Here is a 25,315-nt window from a genome sequence, read left to right on the forward strand (position 1 = left end):
AGACGCATGGAGGAGATGGACATGCCGCACGCGGCATCCATCCCAAAGATTTGGGATTGTGTCATGACGTTGTTAATCCGCCGGCTGTTTTGCAGGCGGTACCGACATCGCGAGAGCGCCGTAAAAACTCTCGCCAGAGGGGCCCGGCACCAGGTTTCTTTCGCGGGCTCGGTAAAGGCGCGCGAAGACACCATGAAAATTGGCTGTTTTCAGTTTTTCGTCAAGAGGGTGCCCGTGCTGATCCCTAATGTTTGATGAGCGAGCGTTGCTACCTGCATTTTGTCGCTCCGGCAGACGGGGGCGAAAAATGTCCCAAGCTTGACCTTTCGGCGCCAAAAAGGCATGGAGCACGCCTGCCCGCGCCAAACGACGATCTTTCTGATAGGATCAGTATCGAAGCGGACATGAGAAGAAAGAAAAACAAGAATGAGCAAAGCAACGTCTTCCGCGCCCTCGCAGCGGATGCTGCGCGTCGGCGAGCAGGTACGCGCCGCCATTACGCAGGTTCTCCAGCGCGGCGAAGTGCGCGACGATCTGATCGAAAAGACCGTGATTTCCGTGTCGGAAGTCCGCATGTCTCCGGATTTGAAAATTGCCACCGCCTATGTCACGCCGCTCGGTCTGCCGGACCACGAAGCGGTGATCGAGGCTTTGAACCGTAATGCGAAATACATTCGCGGCCGCCTCGGCGGCCAGTTGCGGCAAATGAAATACATGCCCGAAGTGCGTTTCCGTGACGATACCAGCTTCGACAATTACAAGAAGATCGACCAGCTGCTGAAATCTCCGGAAGTGCAGCGCGATCTCGGGGGCAATCCTGAGTCCAAGGCCTCCGGCGACGAGCAAGAATAGAGAAGAATGTCCAAACCGCGTAAACCCAAGGGCCGGCCGGTCTCCGGCTGGCTTATCCTCGACAAGCCTGTCGATTTCGGCTCGACCGAAGCCGTCTCCAAGATCAAGTGGCTGTTCAACGCCCAGAAGGCCGGTCATGCCGGCACGCTCGATCCGCTTGCCTCGGGCATGCTGCCGATCGCGCTAGGTGATGCCACCAAGACCGTGCCTTACGTCATGGATGGCCGCAAGATCTATGAGTTCACGGTCACCTGGGGCGAACAGCGCTCGACGGACGATCTTGAAGGCGATGTCGTTGAGAGCTCCGACAAGCGTCCGAGCGAGCAGGAAATCCTCGATATCCTGCCGAACTATACCGGCACGATCAGCCAGGTCCCGCCGCAGTTTTCCGCGATCAAGATCGCCGGCGAGCGCGCTTACGATCTTGCCCGTGGCGGTGAAATGGTCGAGATCCCGTCCCGCGAAGTCCAGATTTTTCGCCTGACGCTGCTTGGCGCGGAAGAGAATTGCGCACATTTCGAAGTCGAATGCGGCAAGGGCACCTATGTCCGCGCGCTGGCCCGCGATTTCGGTACGGACCTCGGCTGTTTCGGCCATATCTCCAACCTGCGTCGCACATTTGTTGCGCCGTTTGCGGAAGAGAAGATGGTACCGCTTGCCGATCTCGTGGCGCTGGAAAGCGTCGAGGATCGTGACGAGCGTCTCGCGGCGCTGGATGCGCTTCTGTTCGATACGGTCGAAGCGCTGTCCGATCTGCCGCATCTGCCGCTCAGTGAAGATCAGGCCTATCGCATCCGCATGGGCAATCCGGTTATCGTCCGTGGTCGCGACGCCCCGCTCGAAGCGCCGGAAGTCTATGCCACGGCAAAGGGACGTCTGGTTGCCATCGGCGATATCGCCCAGGGTGAGTTCCGTCCGAAGCGGGTGTTTGGCTGATAAACCATCGGCCTCCTCAAAATACGGGCCTCTTCCCATTCCATGCCGAATGGTCTATAGGCAGCGCCAGCTAGGGGCCGCCAATTGGCATGTTCCCGGCATTCACGGCCAAGGCTGAACGACATCTCGGCCTTTGGCGACCTCATTCCTCTTCACATAAAGGATCATACGATGTCGATCACTGCAGAGCGCAAGGCCGAACTCATCAAGGAATACGCAACCGTTGAAGGCGACACCGGTTCGCCGGAAGTCCAGGTTGCTATCCTCACCGAGCGCATCACCAACTTGACCGAACACTTCAAGGGCCACAAGAAGGACAACCACTCCCGTCGTGGCCTTCTGACCATGGTTTCCACGCGCCGTTCGCTTCTTGACTACGTCAAGAAGAAGGACGAAGCCCGTTACACCAAGCTGATCACCAGCCTGGGTATCCGTCGCTAAGACCTTTTCCGGCGGGCGCTCCTTGCGGGGTGTCCGCCGGACCTCTTTCCGGGCCTTGCCCGATCATTGCCTGCCGCGCTCATGATGTGCGCGAAAACTGTCGGCGAAACCGGATGGCCGGTTTGCCAGATCAACCCCGACCTGTCATGGGGCAGGATTGCCGGATGCTTTGTTGGCCGAGATTTTCTTGAAATCTTGGCCAATGTTTCCCTTCAAGGGGAATCGGAGCTTCTCGTTGTCTTGCCCGTGATGTGTCATATCTGCGGTCGATTGTGCCGGCGCCTTGCAAAGGGTGTCACGTCATTCCCGCATTGAAGGACAACACATGTTCAATACCCACTCTGTCGAAATCGAATGGGCAGGCCGCCCGCTGAAGCTGGAAACGGGCAAGATCGCCCGCCAGGCTGACGGCGCCGTTCTGGCCACCTACGGCGAAACCGTCGTTCTCGCCACCGTCGTTTCGGCCAAGGCGCCGAAGCCGGGCCAGGATTTCTTCCCGCTGACCGTCAACTACCAGGAAAAGACCTACGCCGCCGGCAAGATCCCGGGTGGCTATTTCAAGCGCGAAGGTCGTCCGTCGGAAAAGGAAACGCTGGTTTCCCGCCTGATCGACCGTCCGATCCGCCCGCTCTTCCCTGAAGGTTACAAGAACGACACCCAGGTCGTCGTCACTGTCGTCCAGCACGACCTTGAGAACGATCCCGACGTATTGTCGATGGTTGCCGCTTCCGCTGCCCTGACGCTCTCTGGTGTTCCGTTCATGGGCCCGGTCGGCGGCGCACGCGTCGGCTACATCAACGGCGAATACGTTCTGAACCCGCATCTCGACGAGATGGACGAATCGGTTCTCGACCTCGTTGTTGCCGGCACCCAGGACGCCGTCCTGATGGTTGAATCGGAAGCCAAGGAACTGAACGAAGACGTCATGCTTGGTGCTGTCATGTTCGGCCACCGTGGTTTCCAGCCGGTCATCGACGCGATCATCAAGCTCGCTGAAGTTGCCGCCAAGGAACCGCGCGACTTCCAGCCGGAAGATCATTCCGAACTCGAAGCCGAGATGCTCAAGCATTTCGAAGCCGAGCTGCGCACCGCCTACAAGAACACCCAGAAGGCTGAACGTTACGCAGCCGTCGATGCCGTCAAGGCAAAGGTGAAGGCTCACTTCTTCCCGGAAGGCGTAGAGCCGAAATACACTGCCGAAGTCATCGGCGCGACCTTCAAGCATCTGCAGGCCAAGATCGTTCGCTGGAACATCCTCGACACCAAGAGCCGTATCGACGGCCGTGATCTGTCGACCGTCCGCGCAATCGTCTCGGAAGTCGGCATCCTGCCGCGCACCCACGGTTCGTCGCTGTTCACCCGCGGTGAAACGCAGGCGATCGTTGTTGCCACGCTCGGCACCGGCGAAGACGAACAGTACGTTGACAGCCTGACCGGCATGTACAAGGAGCGCTTCCTGCTCCATTACAACTTCCCTCCCTACTCGGTTGGCGAAACCGGCCGTATGGGCTCCCCGGGCCGTCGCGAAATCGGTCACGGCAAGCTCGCATGGCGCGCTATCCGTCCGATGCTGCCGTCGCCTGAGCAGTTCCCTTACACGCTGCGCGTCGTCTCCGAGATCACCGAGTCGAACGGCTCGTCCTCGATGGCAACCGTCTGCGGCACCTCGCTCGCTCTGATGGATGCAGGCGTTCCGTTGGCTAAGCCGGTTGCCGGTATCGCCATGGGCCTGATCCTCGAAGGTGAACGTTTTGCCGTTCTCTCCGACATCCTCGGCGACGAAGATCACCTCGGCGACATGGACTTCAAGGTTGCAGGTACTGCCGACGGCATCACCTCGCTGCAGATGGACATCAAGATTGCCGGTATCACCGAAGAGATCATGAAGGTCGCTCTCGAGCAGGCTCAGGGCGGTCGCAAGCACATCCTCGGCGAAATGGCCAATGCCATCACCGAAGGCCGTTCGCAGCTCGGCGAATTCGCTCCGCGCATCGAAGTGATGAACATCCCGGTCGACAAGATCCGTGAAGTCATCGGTTCGGGCGGCAAGGTCATCCGCGAAATCGTCGAAAAGACCGGCGCCAAGATCAACATCGAAGACGATGGCACCGTGAAGATCGCTTCTTCTTCGGGTAAGGAAATCGAAGCGGCCCGCAAGTGGATCCACTCGATCGTTGCCGAGCCGGAAGTCGGTGTGGTCTACGAAGGCACCGTTGTGAAGACCGCCGATTTCGGCGCCTTCGTCAACTTCTTCGGCGCCCGCGACGGTCTGGTCCACATCTCGCAGCTCGCTTCCGAGCGTGTTGCCAAGACCTCCGATATCGTCAAGGAAGGCGACAAGGTCTGGGTCAAGCTGATGGGCTTCGATGAGCGCGGCAAGGTTCGCCTGTCGATGAAGGTCGTCGACCAGGCCACCGGCCAGGAAATCAAGAAGGCCGAAGGCGAAGCAGCCGAGTAAGCTTTCGCAGATCGCAAGATCGAGGCGCGGGAGCATTGTCTTCCGCGCCTTTTCTTTATCAGTTTCTGAAAACAACACCGCCAAGGTCCGACATCATGAGCCGAGACGCCCTCAAGACGCTTTTCCATCCCTTTGCCACCGACGCGGTGCCGATGCCGGGCGAGGGCGAGCGTGTGCTCTTCCTTGGCGCCGAAGCCGGCCATGCCAAGCCGTCGGACTTTCTCGGCGATATCACCGCCGTGCAGCCCTTCCGACCGCTGTTCCGCGCACTGGGCGACAATGCCTTTCCGGAAGCCGAAGGCGAAGATTACGATTTCGGCCTCGTTCTGTGCGGCAAGCATCGCGGTGAAAACGAAAACCGGGTGGCCGAAGTTCTGGCCCGCGTAAAGGTCGGCGGCGTCATCGTCATTGCCGGTGGCAAGGAAGACGGCATCCAGTCGCTCCGCACCATGCTGCTGAAACTCGGTGTCATCCTCGACTACGCACCAAAATATCATGGCGTCGCCATCTGGTTCGGCCGTCCGGAAGATGCTTCCGGCAGTATCAAGGCGCTGCGCAAGACCGCAGGCATGGTCGAGGGGCGCTTCGAGACCATTCCCGGCATCTTCTCCCATGATCATGTCGATCCGGGCTCAGAGCTTCTCGCAAGCCGCCTGCCGACCGATTTCGATGGCAATGCCGCGGATTTTGGTGCCGGCTGGGGTTATCTCTCCGTCATGCTGGCCGAAAAGTCGCGCCGTACCAACCGCATCGACCTGTTCGAGGCGGACTGGCAGGCGCTGGAATTCGCCAAGCGCAACCTCGCCGGCAATTGCCCGGATCTCGCCACGCGTTTCTTCTGGCAGGATCTCGGTGCCGAACCGCCGAAGGAAAAATACGATCTCGTGATCATGAACCCGCCCTTCCACGAGGCGCAGGCAGCCGATCCTGAGCTCGGCAGGACAATGATCCGTACGGCAGCGGCTTCGCTGCGTAGCGGCGGCCAGCTGCTGATGGTGGCCAATCGTGGCCTGCCCTATGAGCCAGTTCTGGCAGAAGCCTTCCGCGAGAGCGGCGAGACGTGCCGCAATGCCCGCTTCAAGGTGCTGTGGGGACGCAAATAAGACCTGCTCTTCACTATCCTTGCCAACGCCATCGATTGCATTCTAGGGTTGCGATCGGTGGGTTGGAGTGGTGGCGTGAACAGGATTGTGTGCAGTCTCTGCTGTCTGCTGATATCGGCCGCCGCAGCGCGGCCGGATCAGGTGCGAAACTCCTGGGAATGGTTCAACGCCGCCGAATTTTATGAGGCGCGCGAGCACCGGAGCGATCGCGATCTGGCGATATCCGCCCGCTATTTCCGGCTGTCCGCCGAGAAAGGAAATCCGGTTGCCGCCTTTAAGCTCGGCGAATTGTACGAGCATGGGACCGGGCTGGCAAAAGACCCGCTTCAGGCCTTCAACTGGTACATGCGCTCGGCCGCCAGGAACGACAAACACGGCCAGCTGAAAGTCGGCTGGTGTTACCAGAAGGGTATCGGCGTTCAGGCCGATCCCAAGATCGCGGCGATCTGGTACCGCATTTCAGCTGAAAACGACAATATCTGGGCCTACCACATGCTGGCCTTCATGCTCGCCGACGGTGACGGTGTGAAGAAGGACGTGGCGCTTGCCAGACGGTATCTCGAGCTCAGCCTGCCCAAGACCAAAGACCATTGGGCGAAATGGAAACTTGCCCAGCTGATTGCTGAGGAAGAGCCTGAAAGGGCAAAATCACTTCTGAAGGAGGCCGCAGCGGCGGGAAATATCCAGGCTGTTGAGGAGTTGAGGCTTGCGCCCTGATCAGGCAGCCTCGATCTCCTTTCGGGCGGCACTGGCAAGAAAGGCAGAGCGGGTTAAACCACGTTCGCGCGCTGCGGCGTCGATAGCATCCAGCATACCCTTTTCGAACGTGACATTGGCACGCACCACGCGTGTATCATCCTCGATATAGGGAATACGGATAAAAAATGCGCCATTCGCAAGCTCAGCTCGTATATCGCCGCGTTCGGTGATCTGCCGGTAAGTGGAAGGTTTAGGCAAGTCGGCATCTTCCGCCCAGAGGCGCAGCGCTTCGATCGCATTGGCGGTCAGATCATTCTCGGTATCAGCAGCCGAAAACACCGAGGACAGATCGGGAAAACGGATACCAAAGGCACTGTCTTCGTCTTTGTGTACGAGCGCGATGAAATGCTTCATGGCCTGCTTCCTATCAAATCCAGCCCGCTTGCCTGGCGATTGCCATTGCGGTGCCGCTCGGCAGATCCTTCTTTGGATGCGGTACGATGATCGTCTGAGTGCCTCTGCGGAGCTTGTGATGAGATCCTTTGATCGAGATCAACAGGAAGCCTTCGCGCTTCAGTCTGGCGATGATCTTCTGGCTATTCCGCTCCAAGCTACCGGAAGGGTACGCGTCAATCGCGCAAAAAACAAGAGCATGCGCATCATGATGCGCATGCTCTTGTACAGGTCAGGTTCTGAAATTACTCGCTGTCGGCCTTGCGCAGATTGTCCAGCGTCGGCAGTGACGTGATGCTGTAGCCGGCGTCGACGTAATGCACCTCGCCGGTCACGCCACGCGAAAGGTCAGACAACAGGTAGAGAGCCGAGCCGCCAATGTCCTCGATCGTCGCAGTACGGCGAAGCGGCGCGTTTTCTTTGTTCCAAGCATAGATGGCGCGGGCGTCGGAAATGCCGGCGCCGGCCAGCGTGCGCACAGGGCCTGCCGAGATCGTGTTGACGCGGATGTCCTGTGGGCCGAAATCAGCCGCCAGATAGCGCACGGAGGCTTCTAGAGCCGCCTTGGCCACGCCCATGACGTTGTAGTTCGGGATGACGCGCTGTGAGCCGTTATAGGTCAGCGTCAGCATTGAGCCGCCATTCACCATCAGCGGTGCTGCGCGTTTGGCGATTTCGGTGAAGGAGAAGCACGAGATCACCATGGTGCGCGAAAAGTTTTCGCGCGTGGTTTCGGCGTACTGGCCCTTCAGCTCGTTCTTGTCGGAAAAGCCGATGGCGTGAACGATGAAGTCGAGCGAGCCCCAGCGTTCCTTGATGGCGTCGAAGGTGGCATCGACGGAGGCGATATCTTCGACGTCGCAAGGAATGACGAAGTCGGAGCCGACTTCGGTTGCCAGCGGCTTCACGCGCTTGCCCAGCGCATCACCCTGATAGGTGAATGCCAGTTCAGCACCTTGCGCCGCCAGCGCCTTGGCAATGCCCCAGGCGATGGAATGGTTGTTCGCAACGCCCATGATCAGGCCGCGTTTGCCCTGCATGATACCTGTCATGGGATTATCCGTTATAGCGCTGGAAGACGAGCGTGGCATTGGTGCCGCCGAACCCGAAGGAGTTGGAAAGAACGGTATCGATCTTGGCATTGTCGATGCGGCTGCGCACGATCGGAACGCCGTCGAATTCCGGGTCGAGGTTCTGGATATGCGCGCTTTCGCCGATGAATCCGGCCTGCATCATCAGGAGACCGTAGATCGATTCCTGCACGCCGGCTGCACCCAGCGAATGACCGGTCAGCGACTTGGTCGACTGGATATGCGGGATCTTGTCCCCGAACACTTCGCGGATCGCGCCGATTTCCTTCGAATCGCCCACCGGGGTGGAGGTGCCGTGGGTGTTGATGTAATCCACATCGCCCTTCACGGTGGAGAGAGCCTGACGCATGCAGCGGATGGCGCCTTCGCCCGACGGTGCAACCATGTCGTAGCCGTCGGAAGTTGCGCCGTAACCGGTGATTTCAGCGTAAATCTTGGCACCGCGGGCCTTGGCATGTTCCAGTTCTTCGAGAACCAGAACGCCTGCACCACCGGCGATGACAAAGCCGTCACGATCGACGTCGTAGGCGCGCGAAGCGCTCGGGGCGTTGTCGTTGTATTTCGAAGACATGGCGCCCATGGCGTCGAACAGGTTCGACATGGTCCAGTCGAGATCTTCGTGGCCGCCGGCGAACATGATGTCCTGCTTGCCCCACTGGATCATTTCCGCTGCATTGCCGATGCAATGTGCAGACGTCGAGCAGGCCGACGAGATCGAGTAGTTGACGCCGTGGATCTTGAACCAGGTGGCGAGCGTTGCCGATGCCGTCGAGGACATTGCCTTCGGCACGGCGAACGGGCCGATGCGCTTGGGGCTATTGTTTTTGATGGTGATATCGGCGGCTTCGATCAGCGTGCGGGTGGAAGGACCACCAGAACCCATGATGATGCCGGCACGCTCGTTCTGAGCGTAGTCCTTCTCTTCCAGGCCGCTATCGGCCAGCGCCTGCTTCATCGCGACATGGTTCCATGCTCCACCCTGGGAGAGGAAGCGCATGGCGCGGCGATCGACGAGGTCCGTCGTGTCGATATTCGGCTTGCCCCAGACCTGGCATTTGAAGCCGTGCTCGGCGAAGTCGGGGGAAAAGGAAATGCCCGACTTTGCCTGACGCAAGGATTCGGTGACTTCGCCAGCGTCGTTACCGATCGAGGACACGATCCCCAGGCCCGTGACTACTACCCGTCTCATGTGATCAAACCTTTGTTGTTTTCGTCGACCGCTTGAAAAGCGGTTCAGGCCGTCTTGTCTTTGGCCAGACCGACGCGCAGGTCGGTTGCCTGATAAATGGTCTCGCCATCGGCCTTCAGCCAGCCGTCAGCGGTGCCCAGTACGAGGCGGCCCTTCATGACGCGCTTGAAGTCGATGCCGAATTCGAGAAGCTTTGTGGTCGGGCGGATCATGCCCTTGAACTTCACTTCGCCGGTCGAAAGCGCCATGCCGCGGCCTTCTTCACCCAGCCAGCCGAGGAAGAATCCGGTCAGCTGCCACATGCCGTCGAGGCCGAGGCAGCCCGGCATGATCGGGTTGCCTTCGAAATGGCATGGGAAATACCAGTCGTCCGGACGCACGTCGTATTCTGCGCGCAGATAACCCTTGTCGAAAGCGCCGCCGGTTTCGGAAATGTCCGTGATGCGGTGGACCATCAGCATGGGCGGCAAAGGCAATTGCGCGTTACCGGGTCCGAAGAGTTCACCATGTGCGCAGGCGAGGATTTCTTCGTAGCTGTAGCTGGACTGTCTCGTTGCCATCAGGATTATCCATTACTCCGTCGTCGCGGCCATCCGAAGCTATAGAGCAGGATAGGCACAAAATTAAGAGATTGCCCCGATCCGCTTATCGCCGATCAACCGGGACTGCCCCATACGATCACGAGGGCATATAGGAAGCGAAGCCGCCAAACCAGAGGCGTAAACGTCGAATCTGCGTTTTTTCCATGACACAAAGGGCGTTCGTGATGGCGCGAACACTTGCGCTATTGAAACCATTCGTCGCTAAAGTTATATCCAGTGTTGAACTTTATCAAAGATGACGGGAGTTTGCCTGCATGATGGCTGAAGCCAGCATGGACGTGGAGACAAGGTTGCGAGTATGTGGGCTGCGTCCGACGCGGCAACGTATCGCACTCGCCGATCTCCTGTTTGCCAAGGGTGACCGCCATTTGACGGTGGAGGAACTGCACGAGGAGGCGACATCCGCCGGCGTGCCGGTGTCTCTTGCGACCGTCTATAATACCCTGCACCAGTTCACCGAAGCGGGCATGATCCGGGTTCTCGCTGTCGAAAGCGCAAAAACCTATTTCGACACGAATACTTCCGATCACCATCATTTCTTCGTCGAAGGACGCAATGAAGTGCTGGATATCCCGATCAACAATCTTGCGATCGACAACCTGCCGGCACCGCCGGAAGGCATGGAAATCGCCCATGTTGACGTGATCATCCGTCTCCGCGAGAAAAAATCCTGATCGCAACTTTGCGGCGCGGCCTCGTCAGCGCCGCGCAAGCGCCATGTGGGAATATGGGATATTGGGCAGCCGTCGATGTGCTGCCCAGCATCATTTAAAACCATGCCGTCCCGAGGCCATTTTGATGAAAATATTGCCTTTTCTTGCCGCGTTGCTCTGCCTGATCACCGCTGCACCCGCATTTGCGCAGCAGCAATTGCTGAGCGATCCGGAAATCTATGAAAAAGATCATTTCCGTAAGGAATGCAAAGCCGTCGAATTCGGTGGCGATTTCATCACGCGCATGGATATCAACAATGATGGCCTGATCGATGCCATCGCCAATCATGGCGCCTATACTTGCGACGGAACGAAGGGCCAGGCCTGCAATGAAGAAGGTTGCCCCTATAACTTCTATCTGCAGGTCAAGGAGGGCGGCTATTTCATGATCGCCACCGCCCGCATCCACAGCTACGATTTCATCAAGCGTTTCGGCAACATGGTGTTCGTCTTCAAAATGGCGCCCAAATATTGCGAACGCGACGGTGGTGAGTCGTGCCAGATGACGGTGCGCGTACGTGGCACCAAGTTCGTGACCATCTCGAAGAAGTAGTTACTCCGGCAGCAACGATCCGGTTCGACCGGACAGATAATAGCCGACCAGCCCCATCCATTCGCGTGCGGCCGTGGCCGTTTGCTGCGCGTTGAGCGATGGCTGGGTGAAATCGAAGCCCAGCTTCTCGATGCCGGTGGTGCGATAATCCACCGGCCACGGCGTGACGGCAAGCCTCGCATGGCGAAACAGGCCGAGCGAGCGCGGCATATGGAAGGCGGAGGTGATCAGCAGGCAATCCGAAAGCCCGCGTTCCTTCAGCAGCGCCGCTGTGTTCAGGGTGTTTTCGAACGTGTTGCGGGAGCCGTTTTCCTTGATCAGCCGCTCTGAGGATATGCCGAAAGCGGAGAAGAACCGTTCCGATGCATTTGCCTCGCCCTCATAGGCGCCACTGATCGAGCCATCACCGCCGGACACCAGAATTTTGGCCTGCGGATATTTCAGCCCCAGTCGTGCCGTCTCGACAAAACGATCCGCTGCCTGATTGAGTTCGATGCCGCCGCGGCTTGTCGTCACCTGGTTTTCAAGCGCGCCACCCAGAACGATGATGCAGGAGAGATCCGCCGGATCCGCAGAAGGCTTGCGCACATGGTCCTCCAGCACCTGCAAAGCGACGCTGCCGGTCGTCGTGTAAAGCGCGACGAACAATACAAGTGCTGCGAAAAATGAAAGGGCAGCACCTGCCTTCCTTGAGCCGAGCGACGCCAGAAGGGCGCCCGCTAGGCACAAAAAGAAGGCCAGCGAAAGCGGTTGCACCAACAGCCAGACGATTTTGGAAAGATAGAACATCATCGGGGAAGGGCGCCTTTCGGATCGATTCGTCGATGACTATAGACCGAAATTCCTCTCTCACATTCAGTGATGCAAGCCGTTGCCCGATGGCGTTGGCCGTTGGTTGTAACGGTGCTGCAAGGAGCGCGGTATGAACAGCGTGATGGCAGCAAAGCCGAGCGTCAACCATGCCGCCATCTGCAAGGCCTGATCGGGCAGGCCTATGGCCAGAGCCGCGCCACAAAGCGCACCGGCTGCCATGCCGAGCCATGGCACGATCTGCACCGTCCAGCCAAAATTGCGCTCTCCTAGGATCGTGCGGCCGATACCGCGCCCCAGACGGGAAAGGGCGCCGGTGACATAGGTCAGGCCGATCGGCAGGCCCTCGATATGCTCCACCGCTGCATTGACCAGGCCCATTGCCAGTACCACGGCATTGAACCGCCAGATCGCCAGTTCGGGCGCAGCCAGCGCCGAGGCAACCGCCAGAAGCAGGCCGACCGTGGTGAGAACGGCGAAAATACGTCGCTCGAACAGATGCGCGACGATGATGCCAAGCGCATTGCCGATCACGAAGGTGACGATCGCCCCGACCAGCACGAGCGCATGACTGTAATCGCCCTGCTCGAAAGAGATTGCAGCGCGCGTTGTGTTGCCGGTCATGAACGAGACGAAATCACCGGAAAGCTGCAATCCTATCGCGTCGGTCAATCCGGCCAGGAAGGAAATCGCCGCAACCAGCGTCACGCCCAGGCTCGTTCGTCTGGTTCGTATCATCCGGCGTCGCCTCTGTATGGTCATATCCCTGTCCTTTTTGCAGGTCCTATCAGGCGATGATGAATGAGGGTTTCATGCGGGTCTTGATGAAGATCAAGACAGAAGCGTCATCGTCAGCGGATGTGCGGGATCGGCCAGCCCATCCGTGATATTGAAATGGTGCCGATCCGGCTCGTGATAGCAGCCGGTCCTGGCGCCAAGCCCGGTCCAGATATTGGCAAGAAGATCGTTCTGGCGGAGGAATTCAGCCCGCTCGCTGGCGCCCACCCAGCAGAACAGCTTTACATCGTCTCCCGGCATCAGCAGCGCCGGGCTTTCCCGTTCGGCTTCGTCCAGCGTCAGCTGAAGTTTTTCGTTCAGCCGTGTGGGCAGAAGCGGACGCAGATCGTGCAGGCCGGAAATCGATATCGTATTGCCAATGCGGCGGCGGATTTCGGGAGCAAGCGGCGAGGTATGGGAAACCATGCGGGACACAAGATGCCCGCCTGCGGAATGACCGGTCAGGTGCAGCGGCCCGGCAATCCGTTTCGCCGCCGCCGTTATGGCCTCGGAAACCTCACGGGTAATGTCGGAAATGCGTGCATCCGGGCAGAGCGTATATTGCGGCAATGCCACGGCATAACCGTGTGTCACCGCGCCATTGGCCAGATGCGACCAGTAGGATTTGTCGAGGCTCTGCCAGAAACCACCATGGACGTAAACGACCAGTCCCCGTGGCGTTCCTTCCGGCAGAAAGAGATCGAACAGATGTCGCGGCTTTGATCCGTAGGCGATATCGATCTCGGCGCGGCCGAGTGAGAGTAGCGTGTCCCGGTAGTTTCTGGCCGGCTCAACCCAGGCCTGCGGCCAGGCGCTGCCATTGGGGATATTGGGTCCGTTGGAATAAGCGTCGTTCCAGTCCGAAACCGCGTGGAAAATCATGCATGCACCTGTCGTGATGGTCTTGTAAACCATCACCGTATCACGCATCGCCTGCCAGAAAAGATCAGGATTGGGCGGAATGGCCCGTCGGCAGTGTACTGCTGGCGACGCGGCGTGTGGCGGCTTCGTAAAAGCTCGTCAGCAGTTCCAGCATTTCGGTCGTGGATTGCAGACTGTTGTCCGATCGATCGATCCTCTGGATCATCGAGACCAGCAGGTTTTCACGCACTGCACGATAATCTTGCGTCAACTGCTCGCCGGCCGAGGTCGGGATATAGAGTGTATCCTTGCGTGACCGGCCCTTGACGCGCTCGATCATCTTCAGGCCCTGCAGCTTCTTGATGGCATATTGCACATTGGCGGTATCATCGCGGCCAAGCAATCGGCAGATTTCGCTGAGGCCCTTGGGCTTCTGGCGATACCGGATCGTATGCAAAACCGCGGTTTCCAGCCCGCTGATGCTGGTGCCGGCCAGATCGGTGCTGCATTCCGACTGCCAGCGCAGAAACGCGGCCGATATACGCCATAAGGACCACTCGAATGCAGTGAGCGCATCTTCCGACAGGCTCATGTCCGTCAGGTGGTCTTGGGCCGCTCCTTCGGCTCCGGATATGTCGTTCATCGAGTTTCTCCACGCGTCTTGCGCGGAATATTGCATTAAGTTTTGCGAAAATACAGTAGTTGTTTGATATAAATACTGTGTTTTATTCGGTATAAAATGGGTAAATTTCACATGTTGCAGAGGTGGAGCATGTTTCGATGCGTGGCAATACATCGAAAATGAAGGTGTGGCAGAGCTGATCCATCAGCGAAACTTGTTGCTGACATGAACAGAATCACGCAGCCCGAAGCGCCAGGGCTGATCCATTGCCTTGGATATACCGATGCGTTTGCCGATATCCACGATTGCTGTGACGTGTGCAGGTGTCACGACGAAAGGTGGCTGATAGAGCGGCAGGCCATCCTGCGCGATGCCGACGCCAAGTGCCTGACATAGCCGTCCCGGGCCGGAGCAAAGCAGAAGCGGATCCGTCTTGCCGCGTCTTGTTTCCATCTCGGCAAGGCCGGAGACGGGCTGCAATGCCCGGATCAGCACGGCGCTACCTGGCTTGCAGACGAAGTTCAGACACCAGTGAATACCGTAGGAGCGATAGACATAGGCATGTGCAGGCGGGCCAAACATGGTGCGGGTTCTCGGCGTCATGCCGCGGAAACTGTGCGATGCCGGGTCGTCCGGCTCATAAGCTTCCGTCTCGACGATCACGCCGCCGCAACCTGCAAATATCAGTTCGGCGCCGATCAGGTCGCGCGCCACCTCAACCGAAGAGCGGTCGAAAAATTCATGCAGGTCCGTCATGTCCCACCGTTTGATCACGTGCGTGATATCGGCCTGCCGGCCTATCATGACAAGTCAGCCCGTCACGCGATTGCCTGATCTTTGGCGTCGAACCGATGCAGGCGGCTCCTGTCTGGCGTTGCGAAGACGATCTCGTCGGCCGCGAAGCGATGTTCACCGAACAGGCGCACGGTGAGAAGGCCCGTCTCTTCCGTTTCCAGATAAAGAATGGTGTCGGCACCAAGATGTTCGACATGCACGATCTTGGCTTGCCAGTCGCCGGCCTCGCGGGAAAGCGCGATATGTTCGGGGCGGATGCCGAGGGTTTTTGCCTGCGCATCGCCCAGCCTGTCGGCCTCGATGAAATTCATCTGCGGCGAGCCGATGAAACCGGCAACAAAGGTGTTAGCCGGCTTGTTGTAAAGCTCCATCGGAGATCCGACCTGCTCGATTGCGCCGGCATTCAGCACCACGATCTTGTCGGCCAGCGTCATCGCCTCCACCTGATCGTGGGTGACATAGATCATCGTTGCCTTCAGCTGTCGGTGCAGGCGGGCGATTTCCAGCCGTGTCTGCACGCGCAAAGCCGCGTCGAGGTTGGACAGCGGCTCGTCGAAGAGGAACAGTTTTGGCTCGCGCACGGTGGCGCGGCCGATGGCGACACGCTGGCGCTGGCCGCCGGAAAGCTCTGCCGGGCGCCGCGCCAGATACGGCCCAAGCGACAGCATGCGCGACGCTTCGGCAACACGTGTCTCGATCTCCGGCTTGGGCGTGCCCGCCTGTTTCAGGCCAAGCCCCATATTGTCCTTCACCGTCAGGTGCGGATAAAGCGCGTAGGACTGGAACACCATGGCGATGCCACGTTTTGCAGGCGGCACGGTGGCGACCTCCTGACCATCGATCTGCATGCTGCCGCTCGATGCGTCTTCAAGGCCGGCGATGACCCTGAGAAGCGTGGACTTGCCGCAGCCGGAAGGGCCGACAAAGATCACGAACTCACCGTCCTCGACCTCAAGATCGATGCCTTTCAGCACCTCGTGCGTGCCAAAGGCCTTGCGGATGGATGTCAGTTTCAGCGAACCCAAGGGCTTGTTCCTTCATGTAATCTCAGAAACGGACCGGCAGCCCGGTACGCACGCTTTCGTCGGCCGCCAGCGCAAGGCGCAGCGATTGTACGGCATCGTCCATATGCCGTGTCAGGTCGATGTCGTCGCGGATGGCTTTCAATACATAGGCCTGTTCGAGGTCACACAGTTCCTGATGGCCGGGTTCTCCCTCCATCCTGAGATCTTCGTCAGCAACGAGAAAGCCGCCATCCGGCCCGGTCTCGGCTCGGTGCACGCGGATGACCGATGTTTTCGTATGCGTATCGATATCGGCCGACTTGGCGTTTTCGTCGACACGGATCGATACCGATCCTTTTGGCGACATCACGTCCTTCACGAAAAACGCCGTTTCCGACATCATCGGTCCCCAGCCGGCCTCGTACCAGCCGACCGAACCATCCTCGAACATCACCTGCAGATGGCCGTAATTATACATGTCGGGCGCGATCTCGTCGGACATGCGCAGGCCCATGCCGCGCACTTCCACGGCGCGCGCATCGGTGATCTGGCACATCACGTCGAGATAGTGCACGCCGCAATCGACGATCGGCGACGTCGTCTGCATCAGCGCCTTGTGCACGTCCCAATGGGCGCCGGAGGACTGCTGGTTGAGGTTCATGCGGAAAACGTAAGGTGGTCCGAGTTTGCGGGCCTCCGCGATCAGCCGTATCCACGAGGGGTGATGGCGCAGAATGTAACCGATCACCAGCTTGCGGCCATGCGCCTTGGCGGCAGCGACCACGCGCTCGGCATCGACAACCGTCGTCGCCAGCGGCTTTTCCAGAAACACATGGGCGCCAGCCTCGAATGCCCGAATGGCATAGGCGGCATGGCTGTCGGAATAGGTGTTGATCGAGCAGACATCCGGTTTCAGTTCGCTGAGCGCGGCTTCGAAATCGTTGAGGAACGGATAGTCGGCGAGTTCTGCTGGCAGGTCCGGCCGGCTGCGGTTCACAAGACCGACGATCTCGAAACCGGGATTGTGATGATAGGCCAATGCGTGACTGCGGCCCATATTGCCGAGACCGGCAACAAGCACGCGAAGGGGTGTGTTGGAACTCATTTGACGGCTCCCGAAGTGATGCCGCGGATCAGCTGGCGTGAGAAGATGACGTAAAGAACCAGAACCGGCAGGATGGCGAGCGACAGGGCGGAGAGCACGGCGTTCCAGTTGGTGACGAACTGGCCGATGAACATCTGCGCACCCAGCGTCACCGTCTTGGTTTCCTCGCCGGGCGCAAGGATGAGCGGGAACCACAGATCATTCCAGATCGGTATCATGGTGAACACGGCAACCGTCGCCATGGCCGGGCGCACCAGCGGCAGGACAAGGCGGAAGAAGATGGCATATTCGGACAATCCGTCGATCCGCCCGGCATTTTTCAAGTCATCGGAAACGGTGCGCATGAATTCCGACAGGATGAAGATGGCAAGAGGCAGCCCTTGTGCCGTATAAACCAGAACCAGCGCCGTCAGCGTGTTGACGAGACCGGCGGCCACCATGCCCTGCAGGATGGCGACGGTGCCCAGCCGGATCGGGATCATGATGCCGAGCGCCAGATAAAGCCCCATCAGCAGGTTGCCGCGAAAGCGATATTCCGACAGCGCAAACGCCGCCATCGCACCGAACAGCAGCACCAGCGCGATTGCCACAACGGTGACGATCATGCTGTTCTGGAAATAACCGAAAAAATCACCCTGGGCGAGCACGGTCTTGTAACCAACGAGATCGAAGGTCGAAGGCGTGGGGATCGCCATCGGATCGCGAAAGATCGCATTGCGGCTCTTGAACGAGTTGACCAGCGTCAGAAACACCGGAAACAGCGCAATCAGCGTATAACTGATCAGAGCCAGATGGATCAGTCCGGTGCGGACAAGCGAGGTGCGGGCCTTGGCCATGATCGCCTCCTTCAGAACTGGTAGCGACGCATGCGCCGCTGGATGACGAAGAGATAAAGCGAAACGCCGGCGAGAATGATCAGGAACATCACGGTGGCGATGGTCGCACCCATCGAGCGGTCACCCATCTGGTTCTGGAAACCGAAGAAGGTGCGGTAGAGCAGGGTGCCCAAAATATCGGTAGAGCCATCGGGACCGGCCAGCGCCCCCTGAACAGTATAGATCAGATCGAAGGCATTGAAATTGCCGACAAAGGTGAGGATCGAGATGATGCCGATCGAGGGCAGGATCAGCGGCAGCTTGATCTTCCAGAACTGGCTCCAGCCGGTAATGCCGTCGCATTCGGCGGCTTCCAGCACTTCTTCCGGGATGTTGAGCAGAGCGGCATAGATCAGCATCATCGGAATGCCGACATATTGCCAGACGGAAATCAGCGACACCGTGATCAGCGCGCTGTCCGGTTTGCCGAGCCAGGGCGCAAACGCCCATTTCAGCCCGACGAGATCCATCAGGCTGGGGGCAATGCCCCAGATCGGCGACAGGATCAGCTTCCAGATGAAGCCGACGATCACGAAGGACAGCAGCGTCGGAACGAAGATGGCGGTGCGATAAAAGGTGGCGAAGCGCAGTTTCGGCACAGACAGCATGGCGGCGAGCGCAATGCCCACCGGGTTCTGCACCAGCATATGGATGACGAAGAAGATCAGGTTATTGCCGAGCGCATTCCAGAAACTGGCGGAAAGCCGTGGATCGGAAAACAGCGTGGCAAAATTCGAGAGCCCGACAAACACCGTCTGTCCATCGACGAGATTGTAGAGCGACAGCCGCAGGGTTTCGATCAGCGGCAGGATCATGATCGCCGTATAGACGAGCACTGCCGGCGCCAGAAACACGGCGATATGCCAGCGGGTGGGCCGTTTGATCGGAGCGATCGCAGGATCGGCCGTGTCGATGTCGCTCATGATGTGAACTCTGCGTTTGCATGTGAGGCGTCATCCTCGGCCTTGTGCCGAGGATCTGACCACGTTCATGATCTCAGGTAGTTGCAGATCCTCGGGACAAGCCCGAGGATGACGATTGGAGAGGTGGATGAGCTTTATCGAAGGTCGAACGGAGGCTGGTGATCAGCCTCCGCACCTTCATCAGCTCACTTCGCCGGCTTGTACCAGCTTTCCAGACCCTTCTGGGTCTCTTCGGCTGCCTGTTCCGGTGTCTGCGTGCCGTTGATGACATTGGCCGACACACGCCACATTTCGAGATCGAGGTTCGGCTTGCCACGGCCGACGATCGCCGCGCTCGGGCGGATGGTCGGCTTGCAGTTCTGGCGCCAGGAGACGAATTCCTGCGCCAGCGGATCTTCCATCTTCACCGCAGTCGAGTTCAGGCTGAAGAAGCCCGGCAGCGAGTTGGCGTAAAGCGTGGCGAATTCCGGCGAGGCGACCCAGGCGAGGAATTTCTTCGCCGCTTCCGGGTTCTTGCCCTTGGCGTTGAGACCGATGCCGATGTCGTTATGGTCGGAAATGTAGCAGGTATCGCCGGCCTTCTTCACCGGTGGCGGGAAGGCGCCCATTTCGAAATCGGCCTGTGCCTTGAATGGCGCGATTTCCCAGGAACCGGCCGGATAGATGGCGGCGCGGCCGAGCGTGAACAGGTTCTGGCTGTCCGGATAGGTCTGGGCTTCAAAACCGTCGCCGAGATAGGGTTTCCACTTGGCCAGCGTCTTGTAGGGCTCGATCCAGTCGGCATCGGTCAGTTTCTGGGTGCCGGCGATCAGCGCCTTGCGGCCTTCTTCGCCCTTCCAGTCGTTCGGGCCGATATTGTAATAGCCCATGGTCGCGGCTTCCCACTGGTCCTTGGTGCCCATGGCCAGAGGGATGTAGTTGCCGTCGGTCTTGATCTTTTCGAGCAGGGCGAAGAACTCGTCCTCGGTCTTCGGCACCGCGACCTTCAGCTCTTCAAACGCCTTCTTGTTGTAGATGAAGCCGTGAATGACCGATGCCATCGGCACGCAAAACGTCGTTTTGCCGTCGTCTGTGCTCCACGCGGACTTGGCGGTATCCGAAAAGTTCTTGATACCGTCGAGGTCGTTCAGCGCGGCAAGCTGGCCCTTTTCGAACATGGCAAGCGACAGGTCGAACGGGCGGCAGGTGATGAGATCGCCCGCCGTGCCAGCTTCCAGCTTGGCATTGACGGCCGAATTGTATTCGGTCGGAGCCATCGGGGCGAACGTCACCTTGATGCCGGGGTTCTTGGCTTCGAAGGCGGGGATCAGTTTTTCCTGCCAGATCGACAGGTCGTCGTTGCGCCAGCTTTCGATGGTCAGCGCGGTATCGGCAGCATTGGCAACACCTGCCAGTGCCGCAGGCACAAGCACGGTCGTGGCAAGCATCAGGCCTTTCAGCATACGGGTCATGACATTCTCCCAGTTATGGCGCCCGCGGGCGCATTTTCGGTTCCCATTATTATTATTCGAACTCGGCAAGTGCCTGCCGTAGTACCTGTCCAGAGCGGGCAAGCGCGGCCTGCGCCGTCTCCGCATCATGCGCACCTGCTGCCAGCAGCACGGCGACTTTCACCGAGCCTGCAGCGCTTTGCATCCGTTCGCCGGCGGCATCCATGTCGATGCCGGCGATTTCAGAGACGATGCGAGTGGCGCGGATGCGCAGCTTTTCGTTGTCGGCCCGCACATCCACCATATGCCCGTCATGCACATGGCCGAGCTTGATGGCCGTGAGAGTCGACAGCATGTTGAACGCGATCTTTTGCGCAGTACCCGCACCCATGCGGGTCGATCCCGCCACCACTTCCGGCGGCGTTGCCAGAAGCACGGCAACATCAGCAAGTTTCAACAAAGGTGCGCCGGCATTGTTGGCGATGCCGATCACGGATGCGCCACGCGCTTTCGCAATTTTTGCAATGGCCAGTGCATAAGGCGTCGAGCCACTGGCGGAAACGCAGATCACGCAGTCGCTGTCGGCAATGCAGGCGGCATCCCGTTCAGCCAGGGCAATGTCGTCTTCCGGGCCGCCGGCCAGATCGGTCAGGCTGGCAATGCCGCCTGCCATCAGAACCACGATCCGGTCACGGGCAATGCCATAGGTGCCGGGCAGTTCGAGCGCATCGGCCATCGCCATCAGGCCGGAACTGCCAGCGCCGACATAGATCAGTCGTCCGCTCCGCTGGAGAGCACGTGCGGTCAGTTCGGCAGCCGCAGCAAGTGCCGGGATGGCGTCGGTCACGGCGCGAGCGGCCCGCTGCTGGCCCTCTGCAAGCACACGCAGCGCCGCAGTCGGCTCGAGCATATCCAGCCCGATCGCGTGTTCATGTCTGGCTTCGGTGGCGTTTTTGCTCATCCGAGTTCTCCCTCGAGAGAAATGATGCCAAAAAAATACCAATTGTCCAGATGCAAATTAACGATCGCCTAAGTTGAATGACCGCACGGCCGTAAATTCGGAAAAATATAATTATGAATCAATGCATTGAAACGTTTCCAAAATGCGAATTGCAAATCGCCCTTGGCTATTGGTACTTTTTTGGTATGGTTTGTGTCGGAGGTATTCATGCCCAACTATATTCTCGGGATCGATGGTGGTGGAACCAGTTGCCGTGCAGCGGTAGCGGATACCGATGGTCGTATCCTTGGCCGTGGCAAAAGCGGTGCCTCCAATATTCTGTCCGATCCCGACAATGCGCTGCGCCATATCGATGAGGCGGCGCGTCTGGCCTTTCGGGATGCCGGCCTTTCTGAAAATCTGGTCTCGTCCTCCTCGGCCCTTCTCGGGCTTGCCGGCAACAATGTCGGCGATGCGGTCAATTATGTTCTGGCCCGCCTGCCGTTCCAGCGCTCGAAAATCGTCAATGATGGGCTGATCGCGCTTGAGGGTGCGGTAGGCAGCGAGGACGGCGCCATCGCCATTCTCGGCACGGGCACGATCTGCCTCGCGCGACGTGGTGATCAATTGACCTCCATCGGCGGCTGGGGTTTTCAGGTGAGTGATCTCGGCAGCGGCGCCCGTCTTGGTCATGCCGCGCTTCAGGAGTGTCTGCTGGCGCATGATGGCGTCCGCTCGGTGACGCCGCTCTCCGCCGAACTTTTGGCGGAGTTCGGCAATGATCCCGAGCAGGTTGTAGGCTTTGCCCGCAAGGCCAGCCCCGGCGAATTCGGACGCTATGCGCCACGCGTGTTTTTCGCCGCCGAACGGGGTGATGAAACGGCCCTGCGCATCCTCCATGCGGCCGCAGCCGAAGTCGATGCCGCGCTTGATGCCGTGGCGGCCGTCATGCAAGGGCAAGGACGTCTGTGCCTGCTCGGCGGTCTCGCCGGTCTTTACCCCACCTATCTGGCTGAGCGCCACCGCAACCGCCTGTCAGAACCTTTGGCCGATGCGCTCACCGGCGCCGTCTCACTTGCGGTCTCCGAACTGACTTCCGAGGGAACTGGCCGATGAGCGAAGCGCTTTCCGCCCTCCTGCCGCTCGACGGTTTTCAGGCGGCAAGCGCCGGCCCGCTTTATCTGAAACTGCGCCAGACGCTGGAGGATGCGATTCGTTCCGGCAGGCTGGCTCATGGTGCTGCGCTTCCGGCCGAACGCGACCTTGCCGATTACGCCAGTGTCAGCCGTGTCACCGTGCGCAAGGCGGTGGATGATCTGGTGAAAGACGGGTTGCTGATGCGCCGCCACGGCTCCGGCACTTTTGTCGTCAAACCGGTTTCGCGTGTCGAGCAGCCGCTTTCGCACCTCACCTCCTTCACCGAAGACATGGCGCGACGCGGTCTCGTCACCCGCTCGGAATGGCTGGAGCGCGGTCTTTATCATCCCTCGCCGGAAGAAAGCGTCATGCTCGGCTTAGCGCCCGGTACACTGGTTGCCCGTATAGGCCGCCTGCGCATTACCAACGACATGCCGCTTGCTATCGAGCGCGCCAGCCTGTCGGCCGAATTTTTGCCGGATCCCGCACGCGTCTCCACATCGCTGTATGGCGAACTGGAAAAGACCGGCGCCCGGCCGGTGCGCGCCATCCAGCGCATCTCCGCATGCAACGTCAAGAACCCGGATGCCGGGTTGTTGCAGGTGTCGGTCGGCTCTGCCGGCCTGTCGATCGAACGTATTTCGTATCTCGGTTCCGGCCGGGTGGTGGAGTTCACGCGCTCTCTCTACCGGGGCGATGCCTATGATTTCGTCGCCGAGCTGACGCTTGGCGGCCGTTGAATGCCGGAGGATTCCATGACCACGCAAACCCATATGCGCCGCGAGATCGACGAGATCCCGCACGCTGTCGCCCGCCTGCTGGACCGCTCTGCCGCCGATCTGAAATCGGCAGGTCTCGCGTTGCGGGAAAAGGACCCGGCCTTTCTGGTCACCATTGCGCGCGGTTCGTCCGATCATGCCGCCACCTTTATCAAATATGCGGTGGAACTCACCGCCGGCCGGCCGGTTGCCTCGCTCGGTCCGTCGCTTGCCTCCATCTACGGCGCAAAACTGAAGCTTTCGGGCGGCGCGGCGATCACCATCTCGCAATCCGGCAAAAGCCCCGATATCGTCGCGATGGCGCAATCGGCCACCGATGCCGGTGCCGTCACGGTGGCGCTGACAAACACGCTGCCGTCACCGCTTGCCTCCGCCTGTACCCACGCGCTGGATATTCAGGCCGGCCCGGAACTGGCCGTCGCCGCCACAAAATCCTTCGTCAATTCCATCGTCGCGGGTCTGGCGCTTCTGGCCGAGTGGACCAACGACGCGGATTTGCGCAATGCCCTGCAAAACCTCCCGGAAGTGTTTGCAAAGGCCGTCACCCTGCAATGGGGCGATTTTGCCGCGGAACTCGGCGATGCCGAATCGCTTTACATGCTCGGTCGCGGCCCGGCTTTGGCGATTGCCAGCGAAGCGGCGCTGAAGTTCAAGGAAACCTCCAACATGCATGCCGAAGCCTATTCGGCTGCCGAAGTGCTGCATGGGCCGGTGGCGCTGGTGGAAGACAAATTTCCGCTGCTCGCCTTTGCCGCAAGGGATGCTGCGGAAAACTCGGTTGTCGAGATCGTCGAAAGCCTTTCCGGCAAGCGCGCGCTTGCATTCGCGACGTCGGACAAGGTCAAGTCCGCTCGAAAATTGCCTTTCGTCGCAACCGGCCATCCGCTCACCGATGCGCTGGCTCTGATCCTGCCGTTCTACGGTTTCGTCGAATCCTGGTCGCGCAGCCGCGGTTTTAATCCGGATGCGCCGGTGGCACTCAAGAAGGTAACGGAAACCCGATGACCGACGCCAAGGCATATTTAGGCGCCCGCATTTTTGATGGCGCGGCCTGGCACGATGATTCGGCACTGGTCGTGAGCGGCGGCACGGTGCAGGCAATTGTCTCTGCCTCGGCGCTCGCCGACACTGCGGAAAAGGTAAGACTCGACGGCGGCATTCTTCTGCCCGGCTTTATCGACCTGCAAGTCAATGGCGGCGGTGGCGTGATGCTCAATGATGAGCCGACCGTTGAAGGCATTTCACGCATCTGCGCCGCCCATGCCCGTTTCGGCACCACGGCGTTGCTACCGACGCTGATCACCGATACCCCGGAAACTACCCGGGCCACCGTCGAGGCTGGCAGACAGGCGAGGCGCGAAGGCGTCTCCGGTTTTCTCGGCCTGCATCTTGAAGGCCCGCATCTTTCCGTTGCCCGCAAGGGCGCGCATGATCCGGCGCTGATCCGCCCGATGGAGGAGGCCGATCTCGACCTGTTCCTGTCCTCGGCAAAGGATCTCGATGTTCTGCTGACCACGATCGCCCCGGAAAACGTCAGCGAGGCGCAGGTTGGCCAATTGGCGGATGCTGGCATCATCGTCAGTCTCGGCCATACCGAATCAAGCTTCGAGACGGCCGGTCGTTACGAAAAAGCCGGTGCGCGCATGGTCACACATCTGTTCAATGCCATGAGCCCGCTCGGCCACCGCGAACCCGGTCTTGTCGGCGCCGCACTGCAGAGCGTGACGTTGCATTGCGGCCTGATCGCCGACGGCATCCACGTCGTTGCGCCATCGATGTCTGTCGCCTTGCGCGCCAAGCAGGGGCAGGGGCGCATTTTTATCGTCACCGACGCCATGTCGCCGATCGGCACGGATGTGACCAGCTTTACGCTCAATGGCCGCGAAATCCTGCGCAGAGATGGTCGCCTGACGCTGGCCGATGGTACGCTGGCCGGTGCCGATATAGACATGCTCTCATCGGTACGATTCGTGCATGAAAAGCTCGGTCTGCCGCTGGAGGAAGCGGTGCGCATGGCAACGGTCTACCCGGCAGAAGCCATCGGTATTTCGCACAAGGGATCGCTGCGGCAAGGAGCCGATGCGGATTTCGTGCTTCTGAACGACGACCTGTCGATGAATGCCACCTTCATCGGCGGCACCTGCGTCCATCGCCAATAGCGCTTCTG

The 25,315-nt window shown here is 59.5% G+C and carries 29 protein-coding genes; 13 read left to right on the top strand and 16 right to left on the bottom strand.

The features are described 5' to 3' along the window. The first annotated feature begins 6 nt into the window (after nucleotides 1-6). From AAIH70_RS16780 to AAIH70_RS16810, 7 genes are all read left to right on the top strand, one after another. Nucleotides 7-255, top strand: coding sequence for a hypothetical protein (locus tag AAIH70_RS16780; protein WP_132275977.1), 249 nt, complete (start codon nucleotides 7-9; stop codon nucleotides 253-255). A gap of 171 nt (nucleotides 256-426) precedes the next feature. Next, nucleotides 427-852: a 30S ribosome-binding factor RbfA gene (gene rbfA, locus AAIH70_RS16785; RefSeq protein ID WP_132275979.1), complete on the top strand. Its 426-nt coding sequence runs from the start codon at nucleotides 427-429 to the stop codon at nucleotides 850-852. 6 nt (nucleotides 853-858) lie between these two features. After that, complete coding sequence (truB, locus tag AAIH70_RS16790) at nucleotides 859-1,788, top strand: tRNA pseudouridine(55) synthase TruB (RefSeq protein ID WP_132275981.1); 930 nt, start codon at nucleotides 859-861, stop codon at nucleotides 1,786-1,788. Between the two features lie 171 nt (nucleotides 1,789-1,959). Beyond that, complete coding sequence (rpsO, locus tag AAIH70_RS16795; RefSeq protein ID WP_112729456.1) at nucleotides 1,960-2,229, top strand: 30S ribosomal protein S15; 270 nt, start codon at nucleotides 1,960-1,962, stop codon at nucleotides 2,227-2,229. A gap of 325 nt (nucleotides 2,230-2,554) precedes the next feature. Beyond that, the gene (gene pnp / locus AAIH70_RS16800) at nucleotides 2,555-4,687 is read left to right on the top strand and encodes a polyribonucleotide nucleotidyltransferase (RefSeq protein ID WP_132275983.1); all 2,133 of its coding nucleotides are present in this window, start codon (nucleotides 2,555-2,557) and stop codon (nucleotides 4,685-4,687) included. 95 nt (nucleotides 4,688-4,782) lie between these two features. After that, the gene (locus AAIH70_RS16805) at nucleotides 4,783-5,790 is read left to right on the top strand and encodes a class I SAM-dependent methyltransferase (protein ID WP_132275985.1); all 1,008 of its coding nucleotides are present in this window, start codon (nucleotides 4,783-4,785) and stop codon (nucleotides 5,788-5,790) included. A 75-nt stretch (nucleotides 5,791-5,865) separates the two neighbouring features. Next, nucleotides 5,866-6,507, top strand: coding sequence for a tetratricopeptide repeat protein (locus tag AAIH70_RS16810; RefSeq protein WP_132275987.1), 642 nt, complete (start codon nucleotides 5,866-5,868; stop codon nucleotides 6,505-6,507). On the opposite strand, the gene AAIH70_RS16815 is transcribed toward AAIH70_RS16810, so the two are convergent. The 5 genes from AAIH70_RS16815 to fabA all read right to left on the bottom strand — a co-directional run bounded on the left by AAIH70_RS16815 (nucleotide 6,508) and on the right by fabA (nucleotide 9,782). Further along, nucleotides 6,508-6,903, bottom strand: coding sequence for a type II toxin-antitoxin system HicB family antitoxin (locus tag AAIH70_RS16815; protein ID WP_132275989.1), 396 nt, complete (start codon nucleotides 6,901-6,903; stop codon nucleotides 6,508-6,510). A 13-nt stretch (nucleotides 6,904-6,916) separates the two neighbouring features. Beyond that, a complete protein-coding gene (locus AAIH70_RS16820; RefSeq protein WP_132275991.1) occupies nucleotides 6,917-7,099 on the bottom strand; it encodes a type II toxin-antitoxin system HicA family toxin in 183 nt (60 codons plus the stop codon). An 88-nt stretch (nucleotides 7,100-7,187) separates the two neighbouring features. Continuing rightward, nucleotides 7,188-7,994: an enoyl-ACP reductase FabI gene (gene fabI, locus AAIH70_RS16825; protein WP_132275993.1), complete on the bottom strand. Its 807-nt coding sequence runs from the start codon at nucleotides 7,992-7,994 to the stop codon at nucleotides 7,188-7,190. Between the two features lie 4 nt (nucleotides 7,995-7,998). Beyond that, entirely contained in the window at nucleotides 7,999-9,222 is a 1,224-nt protein-coding gene (fabB, locus tag AAIH70_RS16830; protein ID WP_132275995.1) for a beta-ketoacyl-ACP synthase I, read from the bottom strand. A gap of 44 nt (nucleotides 9,223-9,266) precedes the next feature. Further along, a complete protein-coding gene (gene fabA / locus AAIH70_RS16835) occupies nucleotides 9,267-9,782 on the bottom strand; it encodes a 3-hydroxyacyl-[acyl-carrier-protein] dehydratase FabA (protein WP_132275997.1) in 516 nt (171 codons plus the stop codon). Nucleotides 9,783-10,081: 299 nt separating this feature from the next. Here fabA and irrA point away from each other — a divergent pair, with 299 nt between their 5' ends. Beyond that, a complete protein-coding gene (gene irrA / locus AAIH70_RS16840) occupies nucleotides 10,082-10,498 on the top strand; it encodes an iron response transcriptional regulator IrrA (RefSeq protein ID WP_373458488.1) in 417 nt (138 codons plus the stop codon). 124 nt (nucleotides 10,499-10,622) lie between these two features. After that, nucleotides 10,623-11,090 (top strand): hypothetical protein, encoded by a 468-nt coding sequence (locus AAIH70_RS16845; protein ID WP_132276793.1) that lies wholly within the window; start codon nucleotides 10,623-10,625, stop codon nucleotides 11,088-11,090. Here the strand turns inward: AAIH70_RS16845 and AAIH70_RS16850 are convergent, their stop codons facing one another. The 11 genes from AAIH70_RS16850 to AAIH70_RS16900 form a co-directional block, all read right to left on the bottom strand. Next, nucleotides 11,091-11,879: a YdcF family protein gene (locus tag AAIH70_RS16850; RefSeq protein WP_132276795.1), complete on the bottom strand. Its 789-nt coding sequence runs from the start codon at nucleotides 11,877-11,879 to the stop codon at nucleotides 11,091-11,093. It abuts the gene before it with no gap. Between the two features lie 66 nt (nucleotides 11,880-11,945). Continuing rightward, nucleotides 11,946-12,662 carry a YoaK family protein gene (locus AAIH70_RS16855; protein ID WP_430034954.1) on the bottom strand — a complete coding sequence of 239 codons (717 nt, stop codon included), beginning with the start codon at nucleotides 12,660-12,662 and terminating at the stop codon, nucleotides 11,946-11,948. 69 nt (nucleotides 12,663-12,731) lie between these two features. Next, complete coding sequence (locus AAIH70_RS16860; RefSeq protein WP_245519216.1) at nucleotides 12,732-13,592, bottom strand: alpha/beta hydrolase; 861 nt, start codon at nucleotides 13,590-13,592, stop codon at nucleotides 12,732-12,734. 31 nt (nucleotides 13,593-13,623) lie between these two features. Next, nucleotides 13,624-14,181 carry a winged helix DNA-binding protein gene (locus AAIH70_RS16865; protein WP_165932053.1) on the bottom strand — a complete coding sequence of 186 codons (558 nt, stop codon included), beginning with the start codon at nucleotides 14,179-14,181 and terminating at the stop codon, nucleotides 13,624-13,626. Between the two features lie 183 nt (nucleotides 14,182-14,364). Continuing rightward, nucleotides 14,365-14,916, bottom strand: coding sequence for a DNA-3-methyladenine glycosylase (locus AAIH70_RS16870; RefSeq protein WP_132276005.1), 552 nt, complete (start codon nucleotides 14,914-14,916; stop codon nucleotides 14,365-14,367). 62 nt (nucleotides 14,917-14,978) lie between these two features. Continuing rightward, the gene (locus AAIH70_RS16875; protein WP_132276007.1) at nucleotides 14,979-15,980 is read right to left on the bottom strand and encodes an ABC transporter ATP-binding protein; all 1,002 of its coding nucleotides are present in this window, start codon (nucleotides 15,978-15,980) and stop codon (nucleotides 14,979-14,981) included. Nucleotides 15,981-16,002: 22 nt separating this feature from the next. Further along, nucleotides 16,003-17,064 (bottom strand): Gfo/Idh/MocA family protein, encoded by a 1,062-nt coding sequence (locus AAIH70_RS16880; RefSeq protein ID WP_132276009.1) that lies wholly within the window; start codon nucleotides 17,062-17,064, stop codon nucleotides 16,003-16,005. Beyond that, the gene (locus tag AAIH70_RS16885) at nucleotides 17,061-17,900 is read right to left on the bottom strand and encodes a carbohydrate ABC transporter permease (protein ID WP_132276011.1); all 840 of its coding nucleotides are present in this window, start codon (nucleotides 17,898-17,900) and stop codon (nucleotides 17,061-17,063) included. The genes AAIH70_RS16880 and AAIH70_RS16885 overlap by 4 nt, the downstream gene beginning before the upstream one ends. Before the next feature lie 11 nt (nucleotides 17,901-17,911). Then, nucleotides 17,912-18,862, bottom strand: coding sequence for a carbohydrate ABC transporter permease (locus tag AAIH70_RS16890; RefSeq protein WP_132276013.1), 951 nt, complete (start codon nucleotides 18,860-18,862; stop codon nucleotides 17,912-17,914). 185 nt (nucleotides 18,863-19,047) lie between these two features. Further along, the gene (locus AAIH70_RS16895) at nucleotides 19,048-20,313 is read right to left on the bottom strand and encodes an ABC transporter substrate-binding protein (protein WP_132276015.1); all 1,266 of its coding nucleotides are present in this window, start codon (nucleotides 20,311-20,313) and stop codon (nucleotides 19,048-19,050) included. 52 nt (nucleotides 20,314-20,365) lie between these two features. After that, nucleotides 20,366-21,253 carry an N-acetylmuramic acid 6-phosphate etherase gene (locus AAIH70_RS16900; RefSeq protein ID WP_132276017.1) on the bottom strand — a complete coding sequence of 296 codons (888 nt, stop codon included), beginning with the start codon at nucleotides 21,251-21,253 and terminating at the stop codon, nucleotides 20,366-20,368. Nucleotides 21,254-21,460: 207 nt separating this feature from the next. Between AAIH70_RS16900 and AAIH70_RS16905 the strand changes: the two genes are divergently transcribed. Genes AAIH70_RS16905 through nagA form a run of 4 tightly spaced genes read left to right on the top strand, consistent with a single transcriptional unit; the run spans nucleotide 21,461 to nucleotide 25,307 of the window. Beyond that, complete coding sequence (locus tag AAIH70_RS16905) at nucleotides 21,461-22,348, top strand: BadF/BadG/BcrA/BcrD ATPase family protein (protein WP_132276019.1); 888 nt, start codon at nucleotides 21,461-21,463, stop codon at nucleotides 22,346-22,348. Further along, nucleotides 22,345-23,109: a GntR family transcriptional regulator gene (locus tag AAIH70_RS16910; RefSeq protein WP_132276021.1), complete on the top strand. Its 765-nt coding sequence runs from the start codon at nucleotides 22,345-22,347 to the stop codon at nucleotides 23,107-23,109. Before AAIH70_RS16905 ends, AAIH70_RS16910 begins: the two co-directional genes overlap by 4 nt. Before the next feature lie 15 nt (nucleotides 23,110-23,124). Beyond that, entirely contained in the window at nucleotides 23,125-24,153 is a 1,029-nt protein-coding gene (locus AAIH70_RS16915; RefSeq protein WP_132276023.1) for an SIS domain-containing protein, read from the top strand. After that, on the top strand, nucleotides 24,150-25,307 hold the full coding sequence (gene nagA, locus AAIH70_RS16920; protein ID WP_132276025.1) for an N-acetylglucosamine-6-phosphate deacetylase: 1,158 nt from the start codon (nucleotides 24,150-24,152) through the stop codon (nucleotides 25,305-25,307). Before AAIH70_RS16915 ends, nagA begins: the two co-directional genes overlap by 4 nt. Nucleotides 25,308-25,315 lie beyond the last annotated feature (8 nt).

Source organism: Neorhizobium sp. BT27B, assembly GCF_050455485.1.
In the GTDB taxonomy this organism is placed as follows: domain Bacteria; phylum Pseudomonadota; class Alphaproteobacteria; order Rhizobiales; family Rhizobiaceae; genus Neorhizobium.